Annotated in this window: 21 protein-coding genes; 16 read left to right on the top strand and 5 right to left on the bottom strand. The window is 68.2% G+C overall.

The genetic code is table 11. The annotated features are described in order from the left end of the window. Position 1: 1 nt before the first annotated feature. The 12 genes from murC to nrdR all read left to right on the top strand — a co-directional run bounded on the left by murC (position 2) and on the right by nrdR (position 13,382). Positions 2-1,402, top strand: coding sequence for a UDP-N-acetylmuramate--L-alanine ligase (gene murC, locus AC0VYB_RS11340; RefSeq protein ID WP_063250872.1), 1,401 nt, complete (start codon positions 2-4; stop codon positions 1,400-1,402). 5 nt (positions 1,403-1,407) lie between these two features. Beyond that, positions 1,408-2,154, top strand: coding sequence for a cell division protein FtsQ/DivIB (locus AC0VYB_RS11335; RefSeq protein ID WP_475384703.1), 747 nt, complete (start codon positions 1,408-1,410; stop codon positions 2,152-2,154). Between the two features lie 181 nt (positions 2,155-2,335). After that, positions 2,336-3,508, top strand: coding sequence for a cell division protein FtsZ (gene ftsZ, locus AC0VYB_RS11330; RefSeq protein WP_063250870.1), 1,173 nt, complete (start codon positions 2,336-2,338; stop codon positions 3,506-3,508). A gap of 11 nt (positions 3,509-3,519) precedes the next feature. Then, positions 3,520-4,251: a peptidoglycan editing factor PgeF gene (pgeF, locus tag AC0VYB_RS11325; RefSeq protein WP_280559675.1), complete on the top strand. Its 732-nt coding sequence runs from the start codon at positions 3,520-3,522 to the stop codon at positions 4,249-4,251. 128 nt (positions 4,252-4,379) lie between these two features. After that, the gene (locus tag AC0VYB_RS11320) at positions 4,380-4,880 is read left to right on the top strand and encodes a cell division protein SepF (RefSeq protein WP_063250181.1); all 501 of its coding nucleotides are present in this window, start codon (positions 4,380-4,382) and stop codon (positions 4,878-4,880) included. Positions 4,881-4,962: 82 nt separating this feature from the next. Then, positions 4,963-5,262 (top strand): YggT family protein, encoded by a 300-nt coding sequence (locus AC0VYB_RS11315; protein ID WP_009379920.1) that lies wholly within the window; start codon positions 4,963-4,965, stop codon positions 5,260-5,262. A 158-nt stretch (positions 5,263-5,420) separates the two neighbouring features. After that, positions 5,421-6,242, top strand: a complete 822-nt coding sequence (locus AC0VYB_RS11310; protein ID WP_475384702.1) for a DivIVA domain-containing protein — start codon at positions 5,421-5,423, stop codon at positions 6,240-6,242. 165 nt (positions 6,243-6,407) lie between these two features. Beyond that, complete coding sequence (locus tag AC0VYB_RS11305) at positions 6,408-6,944, top strand: signal peptidase II (protein WP_009379916.1); 537 nt, start codon at positions 6,408-6,410, stop codon at positions 6,942-6,944. Continuing rightward, complete coding sequence (locus AC0VYB_RS11300; RefSeq protein ID WP_063250178.1) at positions 6,937-7,860, top strand: RluA family pseudouridine synthase; 924 nt, start codon at positions 6,937-6,939, stop codon at positions 7,858-7,860. The genes AC0VYB_RS11305 and AC0VYB_RS11300 overlap by 8 nt, the downstream gene beginning before the upstream one ends. Before the next feature lie 169 nt (positions 7,861-8,029). Beyond that, complete coding sequence (dnaE, locus tag AC0VYB_RS11295; protein WP_205772326.1) at positions 8,030-11,539, top strand: DNA polymerase III subunit alpha; 3,510 nt, start codon at positions 8,030-8,032, stop codon at positions 11,537-11,539. Positions 11,540-11,578: 39 nt separating this feature from the next. Then, a complete protein-coding gene (gene hisD, locus AC0VYB_RS11290; RefSeq protein WP_100227506.1) occupies positions 11,579-12,883 on the top strand; it encodes a histidinol dehydrogenase in 1,305 nt (434 codons plus the stop codon). A gap of 1 nt (position 12,884) precedes the next feature. After that, on the top strand, positions 12,885-13,382 hold the full coding sequence (gene nrdR, locus AC0VYB_RS11285) for a transcriptional regulator NrdR (protein WP_063250176.1): 498 nt from the start codon (positions 12,885-12,887) through the stop codon (positions 13,380-13,382). A 228-nt stretch (positions 13,383-13,610) separates the two neighbouring features. Here the strand turns inward: nrdR and AC0VYB_RS11280 are convergent, their stop codons facing one another. Together AC0VYB_RS11280 and AC0VYB_RS11275 are read right to left on the bottom strand one after the other, a co-directional pair. Then, on the bottom strand, positions 13,611-15,821 hold the full coding sequence (locus AC0VYB_RS11280) for a HelD family protein (protein WP_095376589.1): 2,211 nt from the start codon (positions 15,819-15,821) through the stop codon (positions 13,611-13,613). 95 nt (positions 15,822-15,916) lie between these two features. Next, positions 15,917-16,708, bottom strand: a complete 792-nt coding sequence (locus AC0VYB_RS11275) for a spermidine synthase (RefSeq protein WP_095376561.1) — start codon at positions 16,706-16,708, stop codon at positions 15,917-15,919. 164 nt (positions 16,709-16,872) lie between these two features. Here AC0VYB_RS11275 and AC0VYB_RS11270 point away from each other — a divergent pair, with 164 nt between their 5' ends. Together AC0VYB_RS11270 and AC0VYB_RS11265 are read left to right on the top strand one after the other, a co-directional pair. Further along, positions 16,873-18,156 carry a DUF4192 family protein gene (locus AC0VYB_RS11270; protein WP_167560842.1) on the top strand — a complete coding sequence of 428 codons (1,284 nt, stop codon included), beginning with the start codon at positions 16,873-16,875 and terminating at the stop codon, positions 18,154-18,156. Between the two features lie 208 nt (positions 18,157-18,364). Continuing rightward, positions 18,365-19,855, top strand: a complete 1,491-nt coding sequence (locus AC0VYB_RS11265; protein WP_395948340.1) for an RNA polymerase sigma factor — start codon at positions 18,365-18,367, stop codon at positions 19,853-19,855. A 98-nt stretch (positions 19,856-19,953) separates the two neighbouring features. On the opposite strand, the gene AC0VYB_RS11260 is transcribed toward AC0VYB_RS11265, so the two are convergent. Further along, a complete protein-coding gene (locus tag AC0VYB_RS11260) occupies positions 19,954-20,778 on the bottom strand; it encodes an N-acetylmuramoyl-L-alanine amidase family protein (RefSeq protein ID WP_167560845.1) in 825 nt (274 codons plus the stop codon). A 97-nt stretch (positions 20,779-20,875) separates the two neighbouring features. On the opposite strand from AC0VYB_RS11260, the gene AC0VYB_RS11255 reads away from it, so the two are divergent. Further along, positions 20,876-22,987: a DNA gyrase/topoisomerase IV subunit B gene (locus AC0VYB_RS11255; RefSeq protein WP_475384701.1), complete on the top strand. Its 2,112-nt coding sequence runs from the start codon at positions 20,876-20,878 to the stop codon at positions 22,985-22,987. A gap of 45 nt (positions 22,988-23,032) precedes the next feature. Here the strand turns inward: AC0VYB_RS11255 and AC0VYB_RS11250 are convergent, their stop codons facing one another. Continuing rightward, positions 23,033-23,926, bottom strand: a complete 894-nt coding sequence (locus AC0VYB_RS11250) for a M56 family metallopeptidase (protein WP_009376978.1) — start codon at positions 23,924-23,926, stop codon at positions 23,033-23,035. Positions 23,927-23,945: 19 nt separating this feature from the next. Further along, positions 23,946-24,308 carry a BlaI/MecI/CopY family transcriptional regulator gene (locus AC0VYB_RS11245; RefSeq protein ID WP_040341501.1) on the bottom strand — a complete coding sequence of 121 codons (363 nt, stop codon included), beginning with the start codon at positions 24,306-24,308 and terminating at the stop codon, positions 23,946-23,948. Between the two features lie 252 nt (positions 24,309-24,560). On the opposite strand from AC0VYB_RS11245, the gene AC0VYB_RS11240 reads away from it, so the two are divergent. Next, complete coding sequence (locus AC0VYB_RS11240; RefSeq protein ID WP_095376559.1) at positions 24,561-26,132, top strand: cytochrome ubiquinol oxidase subunit I; 1,572 nt, start codon at positions 24,561-24,563, stop codon at positions 26,130-26,132.

Below are 26,132 nucleotides of genomic sequence, written 5' to 3'. Positions count from 1 at the left end.
CATGAGCACAGCTGAGATCGTCCCCGTCACCGAACTCGGAGCCGTCCACTTCATCGGCATCGGGGGCTCGGGCATGTCCGGGATCGCCCGGATCATGGCGATGAACGGGGTGAGCGTGTCGGGATCGGACGCGAAGGAGTCCGCCGTCGTCGACATCCTCCGGGCGCTCGGCGCCCGCGTGGAGATCGGCCACTCCGCCGACCACCTCGGCGAGGCCGACACCCTCGTCGTCTCCTCGGCGATCCGCGAGGACAACCCGGAACTCGTCGCCGCGCGCGCGAAGGGGCTGCGGATCCTCCACCGCTCCGGGGCACTCGCCTCGCTCATGGCCGACTCGAGGGCCGTCGCCGTGGCAGGCACCCACGGGAAGACGACGACGACGTCGATGACGACGGTCGCGCTCCAGGCCTGCGGACTCGACCCCTCGTTCGTCATCGGCGGGGTGCTCTCGACGACGGGAACGAACGCCCACCTCGGCACCGGGGACGTCTTCGTCGCCGAGGCGGACGAGTCCGACGGCTCCTTCCTCCTCTACGAGCCCGCGATCGGCATCCTCACCAACGTCGAAGCCGACCACCTCGACCACTACGGGACCGCGGAGAACGTCCGGCAGGCCTTCATCGACTTCTGCGACGGGATCGGCCGGCGCGGCGGCACGGTCATCGCCTGCGCCGACGACCCCGGCTCCCGGGACGTCGCCGAGCATGCGCGCGAGACCGGGACGACAGTCCTCCTCTACGGCACCGCCGAGGACGCCGACATCCGGATCCTCGACCTCGTCTCCGGCCTCGGCTCGGAGTTCTCCCTCCTCGTGCCCGGACGCAGCGCACCGCTGCCGGTGGCGCTGCGCCAGCCCGGAGCCCACAACGCCCGCAACGCCACGGCTGCGATCGCGGTCGCCCACAGCCTCGGCGCCGACGTCGAACGGGCGGCTGCCGGTCTCGCCGGGTACGGGGGGACGCGGCGGCGCTTCGAGGAACGCGGTCTCGCCGCAGGCGTGCGCGTCATCGACGACTACGCCCACCACCCCACCGAGGTCCGCGCGGTCCTCTCCGCCGCCCGCGGCGTCGTCGCCGACGAAGGCCGCGTGTGGGCGATCTTCCAGCCGCACCTCTACTCGCGGACGGCGGAGTTCAAGGCGGAGTTCGGTCAGGCCCTCGGACTCGCCGACGAGGTCGTCGTCCTCGACGTCTTCCCGGCCCGCGAGGATCCCGTTCCCGGGGTCACCGGCAACCTCATCGCCGAACGCGTACCGCACTCCCACGTGACGTTCCTCTCCTCGTTCGGCGATGCCGTGCCGTACGTCGCCGAGCGCGTGCGCCCCGGCGACCTCGTCCTCACCATCGGCGCCGGCGACGTGACGATCCTCGGTCCGGAGATCCTCGCCGCCCTGGAGAAGTGAGACTGGTGCCCCTGCAGCCCCCACGCGTCGGCGACGAGTCGACGGCGGACCTCACCGGGATCATCCGGGCCCGCCGCCGCGAGATCTGGGCCAAGCGGCTGACCGTCCTCGGCAGCATCGCTGCCGTCCTCGCGCTCGCGGCCGTCGCCTGGTTCTCCCCGCTGCTCGCCCTCGGGTCGGTCTCCGTCGACGAATCCCGGCTCGTGGCCGGCGGCAAGGTCGCCGACTTCGTCGAGGCGGAGCACGGCGGCACCCCGCTGCCGCAGCTGCGGATGTCCCGGATCGAAGCCGAGGTCCTCGAGCGGTTCCCCCGCGCCGAGGCGGCCGACGTCCGCTACTCGGGCCCGCGCTCGATCTCGATCGCCATCACCGACCGCACCCCGGTCATCGCGATCGCCGCCGGCAGCGGCTTCACCCTCTACGACGCCGAGGCGGTCGACCTCGGCACCGTCGACAAGGCGCCGCAGGGGCTCACGGTCCTCGAGTCGGCCTCGCCGAACGAGGAGACGATCGCCGCGGTCATCCGCTTCATGTCCTCGCTCAGCCCCGAGCTGCGGTCGCAGCTGAGCACGGTCGAGGCGAAGGGCAGCGAGGGACTGGCCGGCACGATCGTGACGGGGGAGACGACGGCCTCCGTGGTCTTCGGCGACGCGGAGAACGCGAGCCAGAAGATGCAGACGGCACTCCAGCTCGCCGCGGACGGCCGCACGGAGATCGACGTGTCCGTGCCCTCGGTGCCCGTCACAGGCTGACCCGACCCGGACGACGTGCCGCGATTGGCTCCGACACACCGAGGCTGAGACTGGCCGATGTCCGACACTCCGGGGAGAATGGTTGCAGTGGTATCGCCCAGGCCAATAGCCTCAGGGCAGAGACTTCGAACAATGCACGCTTGAGACAGCGTGGACGATGCACGTGAGACGAGGAACCGACTTGGCTGAATTCCCACAATCCGGAGCGGATATCAAGGTTGCCGGTACCGGCGGCGGTGGTGTCAACGCTGTGCAGAGGATGATCGACGTCGGCCTGCGGGGCGTGGAGTTCATCGCCATCAACACCGACGCGCAGGCGCTCGTGCTCTCCGACGCCGACGTCAAGCTCGAGATCGGCCGCGACCAGACGCGCGGCCTCGGCGCCGGCGCCGACCCGGAGATCGGCCGCAAGGCCGCCGAGTCGAGCGAGGACGCCATCCGCGACGCCCTCGAAGGCGCGGACATGGTCTTCGTCACCGCCGGCGAGGGCGGCGGCACCGGCACCGGTGCGGCACCCGTCGTCGCCCGCGTCGCCCGGTCGCTCGGCGCCCTGACGATCGGAGTCGTCACCCGCCCCTTCACGTTCGAGGGCCGCCGCCGTTCGGCGCAGGCCGAAGCCGGCATCGCCGCGCTGCGCGAAGAGGTCGACACCCTCATCGTCATCCCCAACGACCGCCTGCTCTCGATCTCCGATCGCAGCGTCTCCGTCGTCGAGGCGTTCCGCTCGGCCGATGAGGTGCTGCGCTCCGGCGTCCAGGGCATCACGGACCTCATCTCCGTGCCGGGCCTGATCAACCTCGACTTCGCCGACGTCAAGTCCGTCATGCAGGACGCAGGCACCGCGCTCATGGGCATCGGCGCGGCCACCGGCGACGACCGCGCCGTCCAGGCCGCGGAGTCCGCGATCGCCTCCCCGCTGCTCGAAGCGAGCATCGACGGCGCCCACGGAGTGCTCTTCTGCATCCAGGGCGGGGCCGACCTCGGCCTCTTCGAGGTCAACGAAGCCGCCCGCCTCGTCCAGGAGGCCGCCCACCCAGAGGCGAACATCATCTTCGGCGCCGTCATCGACGACAACATCGGTGACGAATGCCGGGTCACCGTCATCGCCGCCGGATTCGACAGCACCGTCGCCGGACAGGAGTCGAACGTCGTCGAGGCCGTGCCGGCTGGCGTCGGCGCATCGTCGGGTCCCGCCGTCGTCGAATCGGAGGCCGAGACCTATGAGAGCTCCGAGCCCGAGACCTCCGAACCGGAGCCGCGCCGTGAGGAGCACCAGATCCCGACCTCGCTGCCCAATGAGCGGAGCACGTCGAGCCTCGACAACGATCTCGACATCCCCGACTTCCTCAAGTAGCATCCGGCACCATGCTGCACTCGAGATTCGTCGTCCCCGGTCGGTCGACCGCGCACGTCGCGTTCACCGACCGGCACGGCGGGTACTCGAGCGGCGACTTCTCCTCGTTCAACCTCGCCCGCCACGTCGGCGACGATGAGGAGCTCGTCGCCGCCAACCGCTCCGCCCTCGCCCAGGTCCTCGGGCTGAGTGCGGAGCGTCTCAGCTTCGTCTCCCAGGTCCACGGCACGGCCGTCCACCACGTCACCGACACCGCCGACGTCCGTGCCGGCGCCGAAGCCGACGCCCAGGTGAGTGCGCTTGCCGGGGTCGGCCTGGTGATCATGGTCGCCGACTGCACGCCGATCCTCCTCGCCGACACCGAGGCGGGAGTCATCGGTGCCGTCCACGCCGGGCGGCCGGGAATGGCCGCAGGCATCGTCCCCGAGACCCTGGCGGCCATGCGCGACCTCGGGGCTCGTGAGATCCATGCCGTGATCGGCCCCTCCGTGTGTCCGCGCTGCTACGAGGTCCCGGCGTCCCTGCGCGACGAGGTCGCCGCGGTCGAACCCGTCGCCGCCTCGGTCTCGGTCTCCGGCACCCCCGCCCTCGACGTCGCCGGGGCCGTGGCCGAGCAGCTGCGCCGCGAGGGTGCGATCATCGACCACTTCTCCCGCACGTGCTCGCGCGAGTCCGAGGACCTCTACTCGTACCGTCGCAGCCGGCGGACGGGCCGCTTCGCCGGCGTCGTTTGGCTGCAGTGACCCCGTCGCCTCGAGGGATGTGAGGATTTTTCCGCACGACACACCGCGACGGCACCGCCTGCGGAAGCGGAGAGTGCGATAGTTTGGCCGCAGATGTCGAAGTGCCGCAGGCCAGAGGAGCGTTAGGTATGTCAGCAATCAAGAAGACTCTCGAGTACCTGGGATTCGTCGAAGAGGACGACGAGACCCAGACTCCCGAGCGACGGAACCGCGAGGTCGTCGAGAGCTACGACGAGCCCGAGCGTGCGAAGGAGCCCGCCCCGGTCGACGAGCGTCCGCCCGCGCAGGTGACGCCGATCCACCCGACACCGATTCGTCCCGTTGACACTCCGGCGCCAGGAACCTCCATGAATCGCATCAAGACCATCCATCCCCGCAGCTACAACGACGCCATGGTCATCGGCGCGGCCTTCCGCGACGGCACCCCGGTGATCATGAACCTCTCGGAGATGGACGAGAACAACTCGAAGCGCCTCGTCGACTTCTCCGCCGGCCTCATCTTCGGCCTCCACGGCTCGATCGAGAGGGTGACGAACAAGGTGTTCCTCCTCACCCCGGAGAACATCGAGGTCAGCGGAGAGAGCGAATCCGACGCGGACACGCAGGCGAGCTTCTTCAACCAGAGCTGAGCCGGTCTGAGCAGATCCTCAGGTCGACCGTATAGTCTGGTCGACGACAGATCCGCACCGACGAAAGGCACGAGGATCCCACGTGGCCATCATCTTCTACATCCTCGGCACGGCACTCAGCCTCTACGTGTACGTGCTGCTCGCCCGAGTCGTGCTCGATCTCGTGCAGGTCTTCTCCCGCGACTGGAAGCCGCAGGGCTTCTTCCTCGTCCTCGCCGAGATCGTCTACACGCTCACGGATCCGCCGCTCAAGCTCCTGCGGAAGGTCATCCCTCCGCTGCGCCTGGGGCAGATCTCGCTCGATCTCGGGTTCATCGTCCTCCTCATCGGCATCCAGATCATCGCCTCGTTCCTCTTCGGGCTCTCGCGCTCGGGCGTGTGAGACTGCGGCAGGGGACCTGACGGGCGGAGAAGTTCGCCCAGTTCGGCGTGGCGGAGCATTTCTGCACGACAAAGCGGCAGGTGTTACGCTAATGTGACGTTGAAGCCGTCCCATGTGGGCGGCAGTGAAATGAATGCAGATCGACCAAAGGTGACCTCATGGCGCTCACGCCTGAAGACGTAGTAAACAAGCGGTTCCAGCATGTGAAGTTCCGCGACGGATACGACCAGGACGAGGTCGACGATTTCCTCGACGAGGTCGTCGTCGAGCTCCGCCGTCTCTACCAGGAGAACGACGAACTGCGTCAGAAGCTCTCGGCCGCCGAACAGCGCGTCAAGGAGCTCGAAGCCGGTGGCGGCTCCGCCAAGGCCGCGCCCGCGGGTGACATCGACGCCACTCAGGCCATGCCCGCCGCCGTTCCTGCGCCGGACTCGTCCAAGGACGCTCCCGCCCCGAAGGCCGAGAAGGCTCCCGAGGCTCCGTCTGCTCCCGCCGCCGACGAACCCAAGGCCCCGGTCGTCAAGGAAGCCGCCCCGGCTCCGAAGACGAACGACTCCGCTCCCGCCGTCTCCGCCGCGGCCCCGGCCGCCGCCGCTGGTGCAGCGGGCGCCGGTGCCGGTGCCGCCGCCGCGGGCGGCAACGACTCGCACGGACTCATCGCGCTGGCCCAGCGGGTCCACGACGAGCACGTCGCCGAAGGTGAGCGCAAGCGCGCCGAACTCATCAAGGGTGCGGAGAAGGAAGCACAGGACATCGTCGGCAAGGCCGAGGCGAAGCGCGACGAGACCCTGTCGAGCCTCGAGACGCAGAAGTCCCAGCTCGAGCGTTCGATCGACCAGCTGTTGAACTTCGAGCGCCAGTACCGCACGCGTCTGAAGAGCTACCTCAACGATCAGCTGCGTGACCTCGAGAACTCGACGAGCCTCGCTCCCGAGACCCTCGACGGCAACTCGTTCGGTTCCTCGAACCACAAGCTCTGATCTCCGAGCGCCTCGCTGGGGCCGGACGACCGATGTCGTCCGGCCCCAGCGTCGTCTCCGCGCAGACCGCGGTCTCAGGGAGTCCGCGGAACTCTCAGCCGGTGCACATTCGTCCGGTGCCGCGGCGGCACATTCCGGTCGGTCGGGTCGGCTAGAATGATCCGAATGAACGATCACCGCCCGGAGCCGCGACGGCGGCTGCTCGTCATCCTCTTCGGCCTGGCCGCGGGAATCCTCGTCATCGACCAGGTGCTCAAATTCCTCGCCGTGACCTTCCTCGAGGGCCAGCCGCCGATCCCCGTCATCGGCTCACTCGCCGGATTCACCTTCTACCGCAATCCCGGCGCCGCACTCGGACTCGGCTCCGGAGTGACGTGGATCTTCCCGCTCATCGCCATCGCCGTCTTCGCTGCGATCCTCGTGATGTCGCGCAAGCTCGGCTCCCGCGTCTGGGCGATCGGTCTGGGGATGCTGCTCGGCGGACTCTTCGGCAACCTCGTCGACCGGCTCTTCCGTCAGCCCGGCTTCCTCCGCGGCGCCGTCGTCGACTACATCGACCTCTCGCTCTTCATCTGCAACTTCGCCGACATCGCGATCTCCGCGGCAGCGGTCACCCTCGTCATCGCGAGCATCCGCGGGATCGAACTCGACGGCTCGCATCGGCGCAGCGAGGAGAGGACCAAGGAGGACCTCCATGACTGAGCGCTCGATCCTCGTCCCCGAGGGCCTCGACGGGCAGCGGGTCGACTCGGCCCTGTCGAAGCTGCTGGGACTCTCCCGCACGGCCGCCGCCGACATTTGCGCCGACGGCGGGGTCGAACTCGACGGGAGTCCCGTCGGCAAGTCCGACCGTGTCACCTCCGGCGCCCGCCTCGACGTCACGCTGCCCGAACCCAAGCGCCCGCTCGAGGTCGTCGCCGACCCCGTGCCGGGGATGCGCATCGTCCACGACGACGACTCGTTCGTCGTCGTCGACAAGCCGGTCGGGGTCGCCGCCCATCCCGCGATCGGGTGGACCGGGCCCACGGTCGTCGGCGGCCTCGCGGCGGCCGGCTTCAGGATCGCGACCTCCGGCGCATCGGAGAGGCAGGGCATCGTCCAGCGCCTCGACGTCGGCACCTCGGGACTCATGGTCGTCGCGAAGAGCGAATACGCCTACAGCGTGCTCAAACGCGCCTTCAAGGATCGGACCGTGTCGAAGACCTACCACGCGCTCGTCCAAGGCCTGCCCGACCCCGTGCTCGGAACCATCGACGCCCCCATCGCCCGACATCCGCGCCACGACGGGCTCTACGCGGTCCACAGCGAGGGCAAGCACGCGATCACCCACTACGAGGTCATCGAAGCCCACCGGCGGGCGGCACTCCTCGAGATCCACCTCGAGACCGGGCGGACGCACCAGATCCGCGTCCACTTCTCCGCTCTCAAGCACCCGTGCGCCGGGGACCTGCCCTACGGGGCCGATCCCGTGCTCGCGAAGGACCTCGGGCTGCAGCGGCAGTGGCTGCACGCCGTGGGCCTCGGCTTCCACCACCCGGAGTCGGGGGAGTGGGTCGAATTCGAGAGCGAATACCCCGACGATCTCCAGCACGCTCTCGACACGATCCGCCAGGGCTGAGACACGCCCGGACGGGGCCCCGACCGGTGTCCTTCGGGGTCGCCGAGATCACCTCAGCCGTGTCCCCGGCATGGTCTAAGCTGGGTGGGCAGACAGGCCCGCATCCGAGGGAAGGCAGCCCGTGCCGAACGACGATTTCGTCCATCTCCACGTCCACACCGAGTACTCGATGCTCGACGGGGCGGCCCGCCTCGGCGACCTCATGGCGGCGACGAAGGCCTCGGGGATGTCGGCCATCGCGACGACCGACCACGGCTACCTCTTCGGAGCCTTCGACTTCTGGTCGCAGGCGACCAAGGCCGACATCAAGCCGATCATCGGCGTCGAAGCCTACGTCACTCCCGGCACCGACCGGACCGACAAGACCCGGGTGAAGTGGCGCACCGACGAATCGCAGAAGTCCGACGACCTCTCCGGCGGCGGCCTCTACACGCACATGACCCTGCTGTCGAAGGACAACACGGGCATGCGCAACCTCTTCAAGGCCTCCTCGCATGCCTCCCTCGACTCCGTCACCGCGAAATGGCCCCGTCTCGACCTCGACCTCCTGCAGAACTACTCCCAGGGCCTCATCGCCACCACCGGCTGCCCCTCGGGCGAGATCCAGACCCGACTGCGCCTGGGCCAGTACGACGAGGCGAAGGCCGCGGCGGGCAAGTACCGGGAGATCTTCGGGGCCGAGAACTACTACTGCGAACTCATGGACCACGGGCTCTCGATCGAGAAGCGGGTGACCAAGGATCTGCTCCGCCTTGCCGGAGAGATGGACATCCCGCTCGTGGCCACGAACGACCTCCACTACACCCACGAATCCGATGCGAAGGCGCACGAGGCGCTGCTCGCCATCCAGTCGGGTTCGAAGCTCATCGAACCCACCTACGACCAGGGCGGGTCCCGCTTCGCCTTCTCCGGTTCCGGCTACTACCTCAAGACGCCGGCGGAGATGCGGGCGCTCTTCCGCGAGATGCCCGAAGCCTGCGACAACACCCTGGAGATCGCGGAGAAGTGCGAGGTCTCCTTCGACACCTCGGCGAACTACATGCCGAAGTTCCCGTGCCCTCCCGGCGAGGACGAGACGTCGTGGCTGATCAAGGAGGTCGAGAAGGGCCTCGAATACCGGTACCCCGACGGCATCCCCGACGACGTGCGCAAGCAGGCGGACTACGAGCTCGACATCATCATCTCGATGGGCTTCCCCGGCTACTTCCTCGTCGTCGCCGACTTCATCAACTGGTCGAAGGACAACGGCATCCGGGTCGGGCCAGGCCGTGGCTCGGGTGCCGGATCGATGGTCGCCTACGCGATGCGCATCACCGATCTCGACCCGCTCCAGCACGGACTCTTCTTCGAGCGCTTCCTCAACCCGGACCGTGTGTCCATGCCCGACTTCGACGTCGACTTCGACGATCGTCGCCGCGGGGAGGTCATCGAGTACGTCACCCGGAAGTACGGCGACGAGAGGGTGGCGATGATCGTCACCTACGGCACGATCAAGACGAAGCAGGCGCTCAAGGACTCCGCCCGGGTGCTCGGCAAGCCGTTCTCCCTCGGCGAGAGGCTGACGAAGGCCCTGCCGCCGGCGGAGATGGCCAAGGACATTCCGCTCGCCGACATCGAGAACCCCGAGTCGAAGCGGTACAAGGAGGCCGGGGAGTTCCGCGAATTCGTCGCCACCGACCCCGAGGCGAAGGAGACGTTCGAGACGGCGAAGGGCCTCGAGGGACTCAAGCGCCAGTGGGGCGTCCACGCGGCCGGCGTCATCATGTCCTCGGACCCGATCATCGACGTCATCCCGATCATGCGCCGCTTCCAGGACGGCCAGGTCATCACCCAGTTCGACTACCCGACCTCAGAGGGCCTCGGGCTGATCAAGATGGACTTCCTCGGTCTGCGGAACCTCACGATCATCTCCGACGCCGTCGAGAACATCAAAGCCAACCGGGACTTCGACCTCGATCTCGAACACCTGGAGCTCGACGACCGGGGCGCCTACGAACTCCTCACCCGCGGGGACACGCTCGGCGTCTTCCAGCTCGACGGCGGCGGCCTGCGCGCGCTGCTGCGGATGATGAAGCCCGACAACTTCGAGGACATCTCGGCGACGCTGGCCCTCTACCGTCCAGGCCCGATGGGTGCGGACTCGCACACGAACTACGCCCTGCGCAAGAACGGCCTCCAGGAGGTCACCCCGATCCATCCGGAGCTCGCCGAACCGCTCAAGGAGATCCTCGACACGACCTTCGGCCTCATCATCTACCAGGAGCAGGTGATGGCGATCGCGCAGAAGGTCGCCGGCTACTCGCTCGGTCAGGCCGACATCCTCCGGCGCGCGATGGGCAAGAAGAAGAAGGCCGAGCTCGACAAGCAGCAGGTCGGCTTCTTCGGGGGCATGAAGGAGCGCGGATACTCCGAGGCCGCCGCGCAGGCGCTCTGGGACATCCTCCTGCCCTTCTCCGACTACGCGTTCAACAAGGCCCACTCCGCGGCCTACGGAGTCGTCTCCTACTGGACGGCCTACCTCAAGGCGCACTACACGGCCGAATACATGGCGGCCCTGCTCACCTCGGTGGGCGACAACAAGGACAAGCTCGCGATCTACCTCAACGAGTGCCGCCGCCTCGGGATCACGGTGCTCCCGCCCGATGTCAACGAGTCCGCACTCCACTTCACCCCGGTCGGCGAGGACATCCGCTTCGGCATGGGCGCGGTGCGCAACGTCGGCGGCAACGTCGTCGACGGCATCGTCGCCGCGCGTGAGGAGAAGGGCTCGTACACCTCGTTCACCGACTTCCTCGACAAGGTCCCGAGCCACGTGTGCAACAAGCGCACGATCGAATCGCTCATCAAGGCCGGAGGCTTCGATTCGCTCGGACACACCCGCCGCTCCCTCGTCGAGGTCCATGAGGAGGCCGTCGACTCGGTCATCGGCGTCAAGCGCAAGGAGGCGATCGGCGAGTTCGACCTCTTCGCCGGCCTCGACGGCGGCGACGACGGGCCGAGCTTCTCCGTCGCGATCCCCGACCGCCCCGAGTGGGAGAAGAAGGAGAAGCTCGCGTTCGAACGCGACATGATCGGCCTCTACGTCTCCGACCATCCCCTCAACGGCCTCGAAGGGGTGCTCGCCGCAGAGTCCGATGCCTCCATCGCCGAGGTGGTCGACCCCGAATCGCACCGCCCCGACGGTTCGCAGATCAAGGTCTGCGGGATGATCACCCAGGTCACGAGGAAGGTGTCGAAGAACTCCGGCAAGCCGTACGCGATCGTCACGCTCGAGGACCTCGACGCCGAGGTCGAGGTGATGTTCTTCGGAGACACGTACGAACCGGTCGCGAGCCTGCTCGCCACCGACCTCGTCATCTCCCTGACCGGGCGGATCCGTCAGTCCGACGACCGGCCGACCTCGCTCATGGCGATGTCGATGACGATCCCCGACATCACGGATCCCGGCGACCGGCCGCTCAACCTCATCGTGCCGATGGAGAAGGCGACCGAGGAGATGGCCGAGAAGCTGCGGCGCATCCTCGAAGCGAACAAGGGCCACACGGACGTCCACCTCGTCCTCACCCAGCCCGGCCGGCAGACCGTCATGCGTCTCGACCGGTCGATCCGCGTCGACCCGAACCCGAGCCTCTACGGCGACCTCAAGGCACTCCTCGGCTCCCGCTGCCTCAGCGCCTGATGCGGCGTCGGGAGCCCGCGACCGCGGGACTAGAATGGTCTGGTGAACATTCTCGACTTCCGCGGTGAGACCCTGAGCCGACGATTCCTCCGGCAGCGACTGCCTCGGGCGGCGGAGACCCATGCCGACGTCGAACGGCGGGTCGCCGAGCTCCTCGACTCCGTCGCAGTCGGCGGCTCGAGTGTCGTCGCCGACCTCACCGAACGCTTCGACGGAGTCCGTCCGGAGACGCTGCGGGTGCCCGCCGAGGCGCTCGCGCAGGCGGCGGCCGACCTCGACCCCGAGGTCAGGGCCGCGCTTGAGGAGACGATCGAGCGCACCCGCCGCGTCGCTGCCGACCAGGTGCCCACCGACGTCCGGACCGAACTCGGTCCCGGAGCCGAGGTGACCACCCGCAGCCTGCCCATCGAACGCGTCGGCCTCTATGTCCCCGGCGGACTCGCCGTCTACCCGTCGACGGTCGTCATGAACGTCGTCCCCGCGCAGGCCGCAGGTGCCCAGTCGCTGGCGATCGCCAGCCCTCCCCAGGCCGACGGCCTCCCGCACCCGGTGGTCCTCGCCACCGCCCACATGCTCGGCGTCGACGAGGTGTGGGCGATGGGCGGAGCGCAGGCGATCGGGGCGCTGGCCTACGGCTTCGACGACGCCGAGGTGCTCGAACCGGTCGACCTCATCACCGGCCCCGGCAACGCCTACGTCGCCGCGGCGAAGTCACTTGTGCGCTCGCACGTGGGCATCGACGCCGTGGCCGGGCCGACCGAGATCATCGTCCTCGCCGATGCCACGGCCGATCCGGCCTTCGTCGCAGCCGACCTCATCAGCCAGGCCGAGCACGACGAACTCGCCGCTTCCGTGCTCGTCACCGACTCGCAGCCCCTGCTCGAGGCGGTGGAGGCCGAGCTCGAGCGGCAGGTCCCGGAGGCCGCCCATGCCGAACGGATCCGCACGGCCCTGGCCGGCAGCCAGTCCGCCCTCGTCCTCGTCGACGACCTCGACGACGCGATCACCGTCGTCAACGCCTACGCCGGTGAGCACGTCGAGATCCACACCGCCGACGACCGCGCCGTGGCCGCACGGATCGTCAACGGGGGAGCGGTCTTCGTCGGCCCGTACGCTCCGGTCTCGCTCGGCGACTACTGTGCAGGATCGAACCACGTGCTCCCGACCATGGGCACCGCCGCCCACGGTTCGGGTCTCGGCGTCCATTCGTTCCTCAAGGTCAGCCAGGTCATCGACTATTCGCGTCCGGCGCTCGGCGAGGTCAGGGACCATGTCGTGGCGCTCGCGCGGACCGAGAACCTTCCGGCCCACGGACGTGCCGTGGCCATCCGCTTCGAGGAGTGATATGCGCTGTCCATTCTGCCGGGAGTCCGATTCCCGGGTGGTCGATTCGCGGACGAGCGAGGACGGGGCGGCGATCCGCCGTCGGAGGCAGTGCCGCCATTGCGGACGCCGCTTCACGACGATGGAGGCGACGAGCCTGTCGGTGATCAAGCGCTCCGGCGTGACCGAGGAGTTCTCCCGCCAGAAGATCATGTCCGGCGTCCGCAAGGCCTGCCAGGGCCGCCCGGTCGGCGACGACGACCTTGCGAAGCTCGCCCAGAAGGTCGAGGAGGACATCCGCTCGAAGGGGATCGCGGAGATCGACGCGGACGAGGTCGGGCTGAGCATCCTCGAACCGCTGCGCGAACTCGACCAGGTCGCCTACCTGCGCTTCGCGAGCGTCTATCAGGGCTTCGATTCGCTCGAGGACTTCGAAGCGGCGATCGATTCGCTGCGCGCCGATGCGGCCCTGCGCTCCGGCGATTCACGTCAAGCGGTGCCCGAGGACTTCGAGGACTGAAGATTCTTCGGAAAATCTCGCCCGGGATTCCGCGATCACGTCCATAGTTGTGTACCATTGTCAGTGCGCGCCTATGGTGCGTGGCCGCTTGCGGTTCGGAGGGGAAGCCGAACCGTCAAGCGGCCTTCTACGTTCCCGGGCAGTGAGCGGCGATTCCGGCCGTTCGTGCTGGTGAGAGCAGAAGAAGTCCCCACGCAACGACCATGGTCGTCGCGTGGGGACTTCGTGTCAGTCGAGACCGAGTTCGGCGAGCTCCGTCGGTGCGGCGGCGAGCACGCCGAGGCGGTCCGTCGTGCGGGTGAGCGCGACGTAGAGCGCGCCGACACCCTCGTCGCCGCCCACGGGCGCGATGAGCCCCGGCTCGACGATGAGCACCGAATCGAACTCGAGGCCCTTGGCCTGCTGCGGGGTGATCACCGCGATCTGATGGTCGAGCCCGGCCGCCGAGCGCCCGACGTCGAAGCCCGCGAGCACCTCGGCGACGGAATCGAGAAGGACCTCGGGGGCGATGACGGCGATCTTCCCACCCGCGACGGCATCGACCTCCTCCGCGGTCGCCTCGGGGAGGCCCGCGATGACGGCCGCGGTGTCGGGATAGGACACCAGCCTCGGCGGGTGCCCGCCCTGACGCACGGACTCGACGAGCTCGAGCTGCGGGAAGTGGCGGTGGAGGTAGGAGTTGGCGAGATCCATCACCGCCTGCGGGGTGCGGTAGGAGACGGTGAGGACCTCGAGGGCGAAGCGGTCGCCGACGAACTCGGAGAGGATCGATCCCCAGGTCCGGGAGCTGTCGCTGTGCGAGGCCTGCGCGAGGTCGCCGACGAGGGTCGCCGACTTCGAGGGCACGCGGCGGAAGAGGACCCGCCACTGCATCGGCGAGAGCTCCTGGGCCTCGTCGACGACGAGGTGGCCGTACGTCCATTCCCGGTCCTCGATCGCGCGTTCGGCGAGCGTCGTCGCCGGTCCCTCCTCGGCCCACCGCGCGGCGAGGGTCTCGGCGCTGACGATCGACGAGGTCTCGGTCATGTCGACGACGGCCTCGGCGTACTCCCGGGCGGATTCGTCCCGGGCCGCGGTCTGCTGCGGGGTCGAGCCGAGCAGCTCCGCGAGCTCGTCGAGGAGGGGAGCGTCCTCGATCGTCAGCGGCGCGTCGACCGGGCGGATGAGCTCTGCCTGCTCGTCCGGGGTGAGCACGCCTGCCGCAGCAGCCTCGAGTTTGTGGGGTTTGGTCAGCAGCGCGCGGAGGGCATCGCCGGGGCTGATGGGGAACCACGCGAGATTGAGCGCGCGGCGGACGTCGACGGCGGAGCGCAGCTCGTCGAGGAGCTCCGGCAGCCGCTCGCCCGCGCCGTCGAGTCCCATCTGCACGGCGAGGTCCTCGGCGAGGGTCTTGAGCAGGCCCGAGACGAAGCCGGTGCGCGCTGCGTTGTGGGGGTCCCCGCTGCGGCGGGCGCGCTCCCTGGCCGAGCGCACGTCCTTGCGGCGCAGGAGCACCGTGTGGGCTCCCACCCGGAGCCGTTCGTCGTGCTCGGGCACCCGCTCGTAGTTGGCGATGTGGTGGGCGAGCACTCTCGCCATCGCGGAGCGTCCCTTGATCTCGGCGACGACGGGATCGTCGGAGATCTCGGTGTCGAGACCCGGGTAGAGCTGTCCGGGGGTGAGCAGCAGCGCACCGGTCTCGCCGAGGCTGGGCAGGACCTTCTCGATGTACTTGAGGAACACCGGAGAGGGGCCGACGAGGAGGACGCCGGACTTCGCGATCCGCTCGCGGTGCCGATAGAGGAGGTACGCGGCGCGGTGGAGGGCGACGGCGGTCTTGCCGGTGCCCGGTCCTCCCTGGACGACGAGGACGCCCTGGAGGGGCTGGCGGATGATCGCATCCTGCTCGGCCTGGATGGTCGCGACGATGTCGCCCATCCGGCCCGTCCGATGCGTGGTGAGTGCGGCGATGAGGGCGCCCTCACCCTGGAGCGCCGAGCGCTGGGAGTCGTCGAGCGCGTCGATGTCGAGGACGTCGTCCTCGACATCGGTGACCCGGCGGTTCTTCGTCACGAGGTGGCGGCGGCGCACGACGCCTTCCGGGTTCGCCGCGGTCGACTGGTAGAAGGGCTCGGATGCGGGAGCGCGCCAGTCGATGAGGATCTGCTTGCGGTCGGCGTCGGTGAGTCCGATGCGCCCGATGTAGCTCGGTTCGTCCGAGTCCCTGAAGTCGAGGCGACCGAAGCACAGTCCGTCCTCAGCGCTGTTGAGGCGGATGAGCTGGTCCTCGTACAGGGTGGCGAAGGCGTCGCGTTCGCTGCGGTGCTGGTGATTTCCCCCGACCTCGGAGATCCGGACGGTCCCCAGACGGGCGGTGGTCTCATCGCGCAGCTCGTCGAGTCGTGCGTAGAGTTCGTCGAGCTTGCTCTGTTCGACGCGGATTTCTGAAGTCTCGCTCATCTCACCTTCCAATCGGCATTCAATTATGCCGAACTTTGGGCGACGGGAGTAGTCGGGCCGTCACCTGGACGGTGTGTTCGCCGTCACTGAGGTGCTCACCTGCCGAATCGGGCGCGCAGCTCCTCTGCGCTCAGCCACCGCGCCATCGTCGCCGCCGTGCGCAGCGAACGGTCGAGCGCCGAATCCGGCAACGGCTCCTGTGCCGCGGCGACGACGACGTTGCCGCGGCGCCTGCCTTTGAGGACCCCGGACTCGGAGGCGGCGGCGACATGGGAGAACGCCGAGCCGGCGGCTTCGAGCTCGGCCCGCAGCACCCGATGGTCGCCGGAATCGGGAACATTGGCGAGGAAGAGGCCTGCGGGGCGCAGGACGCGAGCGCATTCGGCATAGAACCCCGGGGTCTGCAGGCTCTCGGGAACGGAGTCGTGGGAGAACGCGTCACGGACGATGACGTCGGCGGTGTCGTCGCGGAAGGCCGCGATCTCCTCGGCGGCGTCCCCGGCGCGCAGCGCCAGGGCGGGGGAGCGGGGAAGGGCGAACCAGGTCCGGACATGCTCGATGAGCACGGGGTCGATGTCGATCGCCGTCTGTCGTGAGCCGGGTCGGCGGGCATCGAGCGCGCGGGCCAGCGCGCAGCCTGCGGCACCGAGGTGGATCGCCCGCAGCGAGCCGTCGGGAAGGGCGGCCTCGATGATCCGTGACATCCAGTCGAGGTATTCGAAGTCGAGCCTGGCGGGATCGCTGAGCGTGATCGACGACGACGGCACGCCGTTGACGTGGAGGACGTAGCTGTCGGGTTCTCCGTCGACCTTCTCCAGCCGGGCCTCCCCGGTTGCGATCGGAACGACCTGTGTGCTCGGGGCTGTGAATATCCGTCTCTTCGCCACCCCTCACTTCTATGCCAATTCGCCGCCGAGGGCAATTCGCCGCCCGGGCGCGTGTGGACGGCGACGCCGACTCGTGTGCGCTCGGCCTGTGCACGGCCAGGCTCCGTCCACAGCCGGGACCGCGGCTCTGGCGCACGGCCGGGACGGGGGAGTCGACTGTGGGCATGGACACGCCAGCGAAGACGGCCGAGGATCTCATCGGGATCGTGCCGCACACCCTTGGATACACCCCGGCGAGCAGCCTCGTCGCCATCCTCGTCGTCACCGACGGCGACGGCGTGCAGTCGTGCGGGACGACGATGCGCGTCGACTTCGACCTCGAGACGGCTGCGATGACGCTCGCGGAGGGAGGTGAGTGGTTGCGCGATCTCGTGTGCCGGGCGTGTGCGCCGAGCGGGGTCTTCCTCATCCTCTACGACGACGACTACATCCCCGCCGGTGCCGTCCCCGAGCGCTTCGGGCCGACCCGTGGGCACGGGGACGGGGTCGGCGATCGTGTCGGGTTCGGAGACGGTGCCGGCGGGGACAGCGTCTGCGACGACGATGCCGACGAGGACTGGTTCGATGAGGACTATGCGGGACTGCACCGCGGACTCGTGCGCGCCGCGACCGATGAGATGGCGACGGCGCTCGGCGATGCGGGCATCGCGACCCTGAGCGCGTGGTGGGTGAGCGGCGGACGCTTCGGTCGCATCGACGACGGCGAGGATCCCGGCACCGACATCGCCCTCGCCCAGTCCTCGGCGTGCGCGACCGAGCTCGTCTCGACCGGATCCGCCCCGGCCGCCGGGCCCGCGGACCTCGTCGTCCGACCGGTGGACGCCGAGGCGGCTGCCGAGTACCGCAGCGGCGCCGCCGATCCCCGCCCGAGCGTCGAGGAGAGCTTCGGCCGCCTCGGCGAGATCTATCCGACCCTGCTCGAGATGCGGGCGGGGACCGAGGCCTTCGACCGGGAGCGACTCGAGGCGCTCATGACCCCCGACGTGGTCTGCGCCTTCGACCGCCTGCTCGCGGCGAAGTGGTCGCGCGACGCCCTCGAGATGATCCTCAGCTTCGACCACCCCGACTTCCTCCCCAAGCGGATGTGCCGCCTCGCCCCGGCCGAGCTCGCCCGCGCGGCCCGCCGCGCCGGGGCCTCGCGGCTGGCCGCCGAGCAGATGATCGGCCTGTCCGCGCGCGCCCCGCAGCCCCGCGACATCCTGCTCGCCATCGACCTGTGCGAGGCGTACGTCCACTGGTCCGGTCCCGAGACGCTCGCGACCGCCTACGGAGTGATCGCGTGGTTCCACTGGTCGCTCGGCGGATCGACCCTGGCCGAGCAGTACGCGTTCGCCGCGCTCGACCACGACCCGCACCATTCGCTGGCCGAACTCCTCGTCTCGGCGATCGGTCAGGGGTTCCTCCCGCAGTGGCTCATGCCCGAACCGCGGGGAGCACGCGACCTCTGACGCGGCGGGACGCCGCGCCGGCAGGAACCGGCCGCGGAATGGACAGGACACGGAATAACGTGCGAGGATTGTGCGTTGACCCTGTCATTGCATAGTGGGACAGTTCTGCGATCGTCCCCGCGGGCACGAACTCTGCGCCCTCTTGACAAGGGTCTTAGTAGTGTCCTGGTGCAATCGGGAAGTATGAACGCTCGCGAAAGGTGTACACGTGCCGACAGTCGACAGGAAAACGGTGACTGAGGAGTCCGAGGCCACGTCCGCGACGGCGTCCACGGGCGGCTCCACGACCACAGCGGCGAAGGGGAAGAAGGCGACGAAGACGTCGACGACCACGCGAGCGAAGACGACGGCGGCGAAGAAGTCGACGGCCGAGAAGAAGACGACCGCGAAGTCGACGACGGCGAAGAGGACCACGGCCAAGAAGGCGGCGGAGAAGGCCCCCGCCGGCGACACCGATTCGGCGACGACCGAGGCGACGAAGAAGGCACCGGCGAAGAAGACCGCCGCGAAGAAGACCGCAACGGCGAAGAAGACGACGGCCGCGAAGAAGTCCACTGAGCCGAGCGAAGAGACGACCACGAAGAAGAAGTCCGACGCGGACCTCGAGTCGACCGACGAGGTCGAGCCGACCGCGGATGCGCTCGCCACCGAGCTCAGCCCCTCCGAGTCGACGGAGACGAAGAACTCCGAGGAGAAGGAGAAGAACGCCGCGGTCACCGAGGCCGGCGGCTTCATCGTCTCCGACGCCGACGAGGACGACGCCCCTGCCCAGCAGGTCGTCTCCGCCGGTGCGACCGCCGACCCGGTCAAGGACTACCTCAAGCAGATCGGCAAGGTCGCGCTGCTCAACGCCGCTGAGGAGGTCGACCTCGCCAAGCGCATCGAGGCCGGAATGTACGCCGAGCACCTCCTCGAGGAGGGCGAGGTGAGCGACCCGCGCCTGACGATGGACTACAAGTGGATCATCCACGACGGGCGGATCGCGAAGAACCACCTCCTCGAAGCGAACCTCCGTCTCGTCGTCTCCCTCGCCAAGCGCTACACGGGCCGCGGCATGCTCTTCCTCGACCTCATCCAGGAGGGCAACCTCGGTCTCATCCGCGCCGTGGAGAAGTTCGACTACACGAAGGGCTTCAAGTTCTCGACGTACGCGACGTGGTGGATCCGGCAGGCGATCACCCGCGCCATGGCCGACCAGGCGCGCACGATCCGCATTCCGGTCCACATGGTCGAGGTCATCAACAAGCTCGCCCGCGTCCAGCGCCAGATGCTCCAGGACCTCGGCCGCGAACCGAGCCCCGAAGAGCTCGCGAAGGAGCTCGACATGACGCCCGAGCGCGTCGTCGAAGTGCAGAAGTACGGCCGCGAGCCGATCTCCCTGCACACGCCCCTCGGCGAGGACGGCGACTCCGAGTTCGGTGACCTCATCGAGGACTCAGAGGCCGTCGTGCCCTCGGACTCCGTGAGCTTCACCCTGCTCCAGGAGCAGCTCCACTCGGTCCTCGACACGCTCTCCGAGCGTGAGGCCGGCGTCGTCTCGATGCGCTTCGGCCTCAACGACGGGCAGCCGAAGACCCTCGACGAGATCGGCAAGGTCTACGGGGTCACCCGTGAGCGGATCCGCCAGATCGAATCGAAGACGATGGCGAAGCTGCGCCATCCGTCGCGCTCGCAGGTCCTGCGCGACTACCTGGACTGATCGCGGTCACAGCTGCGACGACGTCGGGCACGGCACTTTCTGGTGCCGTGCCCGACGTCGTCGCGTCTCCAGGGGTCCCTGCGCGGCGGACGGGGGACTCAGAGCCAGTCGACGATGCCCGCAGCGATCGCCTCGGCGTAGCGCCGCCGCCCGTCCTCGGATTCCATCACCTCGGCCTCGTCGGGGTTGCGCATCTCCCCGCATTCGACGATGACCGCGGGCACCGAGGCGTTGTTGAGCCCGGCGAGGTCGGGGCGCGGACTGATCGCATCCTCTCCGTAGGCCTGATTCGGGGTGAACGACTCGGCCATCGCCGTGCTCACGGACAACGCGAGCGCGCTCGACTGCTCCTCGAGTTCGGGACTCGTCCCGGGGTCGGCGACGATGACGTGGTAGCCCTTCGTCCTCGTCGACTCGCTGCCGTTGGCGTGGATGCTCACGAGTACGTCGGCATCGTCGGCGAAGGTGCCGCGCTCGTCGACGCACGGACCGACCCCGTCATCGTTCTCGCGGCTCATGATCACTCTCGCTCCCTTGGCCTCGAGGTCGTCGGCGAGCAGCTGGGCCACTGCCCACGCGAAAGCGGATTCCGCGTATCCGTCGTCGGTGGCGGTGCCCGTCGTGTTGCACGCCTTCGTCCCGCCGCGACCGTCGGGGACCCGCCGCGCGATCTCATCGGGGTTCGCGGCATTGCCGCCGTTGTGCCCGGGGTCGAGCGCGATGGTCCGCCCCGTCAGCTCGTCGGCCGCAGGAGTCTCCGCCGCCGAGGCGGATGTGGCCAACGGCTCCGGAGCGACCGAGGGCGGGTCGGCGGCGGGAGAGGGTCCCTGCGCGCAGCCGGTGAGCATCGCCGCCGCGACGAGGGTGCTCGCCCAGGCGAGCGTGCCGCGGGGCGGGTGCGAGGTGCGGCGCAGAGTTGTCATGAGTCCATTGTCCCAGCATTCGGAGCCGACACGGTGCCCCCGCAGCCCGCCGCCCGGGAGTCGGACGATTAGAATTCAATCGAACGAGAGGAAGAGTGTGGAAGAGGAAAGCTACGGCGCCCGCCATCTGTCCGTGCTGTCCGGCCTCGAGGCCGTGCGGAAGCGACCGGGCATGTACATCGGAACGACCGACTCCCGCGGGCTCATGCACTGCTTGTGGGAGATCATCGACAACGCCGTCGACGAAGCCCTCGGCGGGTTCGGTTCGTCCATCCTCATCGAGCTCGAACCCGACGGCTCCGTCGCGGTGACCGACCACGGTCGCGGCATTCCCGTCGACATCGAACCGAAGACGGGGCTGACCGGGGTCGAGGTCGTCATGACCAAACTCCACGCCGGCGGCAAGTTCGGCGGCTCCTCCTACGCCGCCTCGGGCGGTCTCCACGGTGTCGGCGCCTCCGTCGTCAACGCCCTGTCCTCGCGTCTCGACGTCGAGGTCACCCGCGGGTCGAAGGTCCACAAGATGTCGTTCCGCCGAGGCGTCCCCGGTCGTTTCGACGACTCGGGGGGCGCCCCGAGCCCGGACAGCCCCTTCGAGGAGTTCCACGAGGCGACCGGCCTCGAGATCGTCGGCAAGGCCAAGCGCGGGGTCACCGGCACGAAGGTCCACTACTGGGCCGATCCGCAGATCTTCCTCGGCAGCGCCCAGTTCGACTACCAGCACCTCGTCGAACGCGCCCGCCAGACGGCGTTCCTCGTCCCCGGCCTCGAGCTCACGATCGTCGACCGCCGGGGTGTCGCCCGTGACGAGACCGGTGAGGTCATCGCCGAACGCGTCGAGGACTTCCGCTTCGACGGCGGGATCACCGAATTCGTCGACCACCTCTCGATCGACCCCCCGATCACCGACACGTGGCGGATGCAGTCGACGGGATCGTTCAAGGAGACCGTGCCGGTCCTCGACTCCTCCGGCCACCTCGTGTCGAAGGAGGTCGAACGTGAGGTCGGCGTCGACGTGGCGCTGCGCTGGGGAACCGGCTACGACACGAAGATCAAGAGCTTCGTCAACGTCGTCGCCACTCCGCACGGCGGCACCCACCTCGCCGGCTTCGAACAGGCCACGCTCAAGGCGATGCGCAAAGCGGTCGAGGCCAACGCCCGCAAGCTCAAGCTCGGCAAGGACAGGCTGGAGAAGGACGACGTCCTCGCCGGGCTCACCGCCGTCGTCACCGTCCAGCTCGCCGAACCCCAGTTCGAGGGGCAGACGAAGGAGGTCCTCGGCACCGCCGCGGTCCGCCAGATCGTCGCGAAGACCGTCGAAGCCCAGCTCGGAGCCGTACTCTCCTCGACGAAGCGTGCGGAGAAGCAGCAGGCCGCTGTCCTCATGGAGAAGGTCGTCGCCGAGCTCAAGTCGCGGATCTCCGCGCGCACCCACAAGGAGAACCAGCGCCGTAAGACCGCGCTCGAGGCCTCATCGCTGCCGGCGAAGCTCTACGACTGCCGCGACAGCGGAGTCGAGACCACCGAGCTCTTCATCGTCGAGGGCGACTCGGCGATGGGCACGGCGAAGGCCGCCCGCAACTCCGACTACCAGGCGCTCTTCCCGATCCGCGGCAAGATCCTCAACGTTCAGAAGGCGTCGCTGTCCGATATGCTCGCCAACGTCGAGTGCGCCGCACTCATCCAGGTCATCGGGGCCGGCTCGGGCCGCAGCTTCGACCTCGAATCGGCTCGGTACGGTCGGGTCATCATCATGACCGATGCCGACGTCGACGGCGCCCACATCAGGACGCTGCTGCTCACGCTCTTCTTCCGGTACATGAAGCCGCTCGTCGAGGAGGGTCGGGTCTTCGCCGCCGTTCCGCCGCTGCACCGGGTGGAGATCGTCACGAAGCGCGGCATCCCCAACGAGATCGTCTACACGTATTCCGAGGCCGAACTCCACGCGCTGCTCAAGAAGCTCGACAAGTCGAAGAAGACGTACAAGGAGCCGATCCAGCGGTACAAGGGCCTCGGAGAGATGGACGCCGACCAGCTCGCGGAGACGACCATGGACCCCGCCGACCGCACCCTGCGGCGGGTGACGATGGCCGACGCCGAGGCGGCGGAGCGGACCTTCGAGCTCCTCATGGGCTCGTCGGTGGGCCCCCGCAAGGAGTTCATCGTCTCCGGCGCCGCGATCCTCGACGCCGAACGCATCGACAGCTGAGCGGCTGGCGCGGTCGGCTCGTCGTCGGGGGAGCCGACCCGGATCTCAGGTGAGGGCGGGGACGGGAACGAAGAGGAGCACCGTCGGGATGAGCAGCAGACCGGCGGCGGCCAGACACGAGACCAGCCGCACCATCGCCCGGGCCGGGTGCCGGGGTTGGCAGAGCCGCTCGATGCGCTCGGCGCTCAGCTCTTCCCGATGCTCGGGACTGATGCGGGCCGCCGCCGACACGGCTCGGGCGAGCACGGCCGGATCGATGCGCTCACGGGCCTGGTCGTCGGCCATGAACTCGATGAGCCGGTTGACCGAATTCAGTCCGATCGCGGTGGCCGAGAAGAACGGCAGCGCCCGGTGCCAGGCGGCGAAGGGAATGACAAGGATATCGTGACGAAAATCGAGGTGCGCCTTTTCGTGGGCGATGACCGCGGATCGCTCGTCTTCGCTGAGGACCTCAAGGAGCCCTGTTGAGAGCACGGCTGTGCCCTTGCGCGGGCCCTGCGGAAGGCAGTACGCCACGGCCTCGTCGGAGGAGATGATGCGCGTGTCGGGATAGTTCTGGGATGGTTCGCTGAGCAGGTGTAATATCTCGGCATGACGCAGTCGAGTCCTCCGCGCTGAGTAGAACGTCAGCGCCAGGCAGCCGAGGAGGCGCCCGATCAGCACGAGCGCGATGATGAGGAACGTCCACGCGAAGATCGAGAGCTTCGCGTGGGATTCGCCGCGCACGAGATCCCAGAGGCCGTGGGGCAGACTGGTGGACGCAGGGTCGACGGCGAAGGCGAGTGCCGCTCCGATGAGGGAGAGGCCGCCGGAGAGGCCGACCGCCTGCCAGAGGATGACCTCGGAGATCGGATCGCTGCGGAATCGCCGCAGCAGCGCAGGCACGGGCCACGCCAGCAGGAATGCGAGAATCGCCAGAAGGCATCCCACGAGGATCATGGTGGAACTCGGCCGGCCGTCAGGAACGCGAGGAGTGGTTGCGTCCGAGCAGGTTGCGCAGGGTGTTCTCGTCGGCCTCGGTCACGGTGCCGAGGAAGCGGGCGAGGACAGCCTGGCGATCCGGGGCCTGGGAGAGCACCTCGGTCATGAGTTCGGCGACGTGGTCCTCACGCGTCGACACCGCGATGTAGCGGTGCGGGCGGACGCTGCGGTCGCGGGTGACGAAACCCTTCTTCTCCAGCCGGGTGAGAACGGTGTGGATCGTCGTCAGAGCGAGATCCCGATCAGCGAGGGCGTCGCGCAGCTCGGCTGCGCTGAGTCCGTCGTCGTGGACCCAGATGGCGTCCATGACGCTGCGTTCGAGTTCGCCCAGTGTTCCCACGATTCCCTTGTCCTTCGAGAAGTCCATTCGCCTTGTCCGCTCATTCTACCTCTACGCAATGTCGAATTCCATGTGAGGCCGGCCTCTGTGCGCGGTGGGTTCGACCTGGTGCCGCGGAATCTGCCGCGACGCCGATGCGGTTTCTGGGACGTGATGAGTCGCACTGTGAGACGTTGTCCAACCGACTTCTACCGGGCGTAGAATTCTACGTGTTGTAGAAAGATTCCCTCGACGACAGGATTGGAGAAGCCCATGGAACTGGATCCGGTGCTCATCGGCCGTTGGCAGTTCGGCATCACCACGGTCTACCACTTCTGGATGGTTCCGCTCACCCTCGGGCTCGGCATGCTCGTCGCGATCCTCCAGACCATCTACCACCGCACGGGCAACGAGGTCTACCTGCGGGCGACGAAGTTCTTCGGCAAGCTCTTCCTCATCAACTTCATCATGGGCGTGGCCACCGGTCTCGTCCAGGAATTCCAGTTCGGCATGGCCTGGAGCGAATACTCCCGCTTCGTCGGCGACGTCTTCGGTGCCCCGCTGGCGATGGAGGCTCTGCTCGCCTTCTTCCTCGAATCGACGTTCCTCGGCATGTGGATCTTCGGTTGGGGACGACTGCCGCGCTGGCTCCACCTGACCGCGCTGTGGTGCGCGGTCATCGGCTCGTGGATCTCAGCGTTCTTCATCATCGTCGCGAACTCGTGGATGCAGCACCCCGTCGGCGTCGAACTCGTCGACGGCAAGCCCGTGATGACCGATGTCTGGGCGGTGCTCGGCAACAACACCGCGATCGCGGCCTACACCCACACCCTCTTCGGCGCCCTCGCCGTCGGCGGCAGCTTCCTCGTCGGCATCTCGTGGTACCACCTCTACCGTCGGCGCAAGGACGGCATCGACTCCGTCGGAGCCGACGGCAAGGTCATCGTCGGCAGCGCTGCGGACGTTCCCGGACGCGACAAGATCGACTACAAGGTGTGGATCACCTCTCTGCGGATCGGAGCGATCACCGGCATCATCGCCTTCGCCGGCGTCTCGATCACCGGCGACATCCAGGCCAAGCTCATGTTCGAGCAGCAGCCGATGAAGATGGCCTCGGCCGAGGGCGCCTGCCACGACGGCACCGAGTTCTCTGTGCTCACGATCGGCGACCCCGCCTCGAACAAGTGCTCCGAGGTCCAGAACGTCCTCGAGATCCCGGGTCTGCTCTCGTTCCTCGCCAACGGCGACTTCGAGACTCCCGTCCACGGTATCACGACGCTGCTGCCGGAGTACCAGGAGCGCTACGGCACGACGATCCCCGACGATCCGCGCTACGGCGAGCATGCGGGCGAACCGATCAACTACCAGCCCATCATGATCGTCACGTACTGGGGCTTCCGCGCCATGATCGGCTTCGGCATCATCGCCGCCGGTGTCTGCGTCGTCGGACTGTGGCTCACCCGCAAGGGGACGGTGCCGACCTCGACCTGGCTGATGCGCGGGGCGCTGCTGGCGATCGCCGCGCCGTTCATCGCGAACTCGGCCGGGTGGATCTTCACCGAGATGGGCCGTCAGCCCTTCGTCGTCGCTCCGAACCCGGCGCAGCTCGACGGGGTGTACATGTTCACCCAGGCCGCGCTCTCGCCCCAGGTGACACCGGCGATGCTGCTGTTCTCGCTGATCAGCCTCACCCTCGTCTACGGCGGGCTGATGGTCGTCGAGCTCAAACTGCTCACGAAGTACATCAGGGGAGGGGTCGCCTCGGCGATGCCCGAACTCGCCGAGTCCAATCACAGACCGACCATCACCGGCAAAGACGACGACGTTCTGTCGTTCGCCTACTGA

The organism is Brevibacterium sp. Z349TD_9 (assembly GCF_056173565.1).
Note: the sequence above shows the minus strand (reverse complement) of the source record. Positions and strands in the feature narration are given on the sequence as shown.

Excerpts from the sequence above, each read along its gene's own strand:
- murC (WP_063250872.1), top strand. The coding sequence starts at position 2 with ATGAGCACAGCTGAGATCGTCCCCGTCACCGAACTCGGAGCCGTCCAC.
- pgeF (WP_280559675.1), top strand. The coding sequence starts at position 3,520 with ATGCTGCACTCGAGATTCGTCGTCCCCGGTCGGTCGACCGCGCACGTC.
- AC0VYB_RS11320 (WP_063250181.1), top strand. The coding sequence starts at position 4,380 with ATGTCAGCAATCAAGAAGACTCTCGAGTACCTGGGATTCGTCGAAGAG.
- AC0VYB_RS11310 (WP_475384702.1), top strand. The coding sequence starts at position 5,421 with ATGGCGCTCACGCCTGAAGACGTAGTAAACAAGCGGTTCCAGCATGTG.
- AC0VYB_RS11305 (WP_009379916.1), top strand. The coding sequence starts at position 6,408 with ATGAACGATCACCGCCCGGAGCCGCGACGGCGGCTGCTCGTCATCCTC.
- AC0VYB_RS11300 (WP_063250178.1), top strand. The coding sequence starts at position 6,937 with ATGACTGAGCGCTCGATCCTCGTCCCCGAGGGCCTCGACGGGCAGCGG.
- dnaE (WP_205772326.1), top strand. The coding sequence starts at position 8,030 with ATGCTCGACGGGGCGGCCCGCCTCGGCGACCTCATGGCGGCGACGAAG.
- nrdR (WP_063250176.1), top strand. The coding sequence starts at position 12,885 with ATGCGCTGTCCATTCTGCCGGGAGTCCGATTCCCGGGTGGTCGATTCG.
- AC0VYB_RS11280 (WP_095376589.1), bottom strand. The coding sequence starts at position 15,821 with ATGAGCGAGACTTCAGAAATCCGCGTCGAACAGAGCAAGCTCGACGAA.
- AC0VYB_RS11270 (WP_167560842.1), top strand. The coding sequence starts at position 16,873 with ATGGACACGCCAGCGAAGACGGCCGAGGATCTCATCGGGATCGTGCCG.
- AC0VYB_RS11260 (WP_167560845.1), bottom strand. The coding sequence starts at position 20,778 with ATGACAACTCTGCGCCGCACCTCGCACCCGCCCCGCGGCACGCTCGCC.
- AC0VYB_RS11250 (WP_009376978.1), bottom strand. The coding sequence starts at position 23,926 with ATGATCCTCGTGGGATGCCTTCTGGCGATTCTCGCATTCCTGCTGGCG.
- AC0VYB_RS11240 (WP_095376559.1), top strand. The coding sequence starts at position 24,561 with ATGGAACTGGATCCGGTGCTCATCGGCCGTTGGCAGTTCGGCATCACC.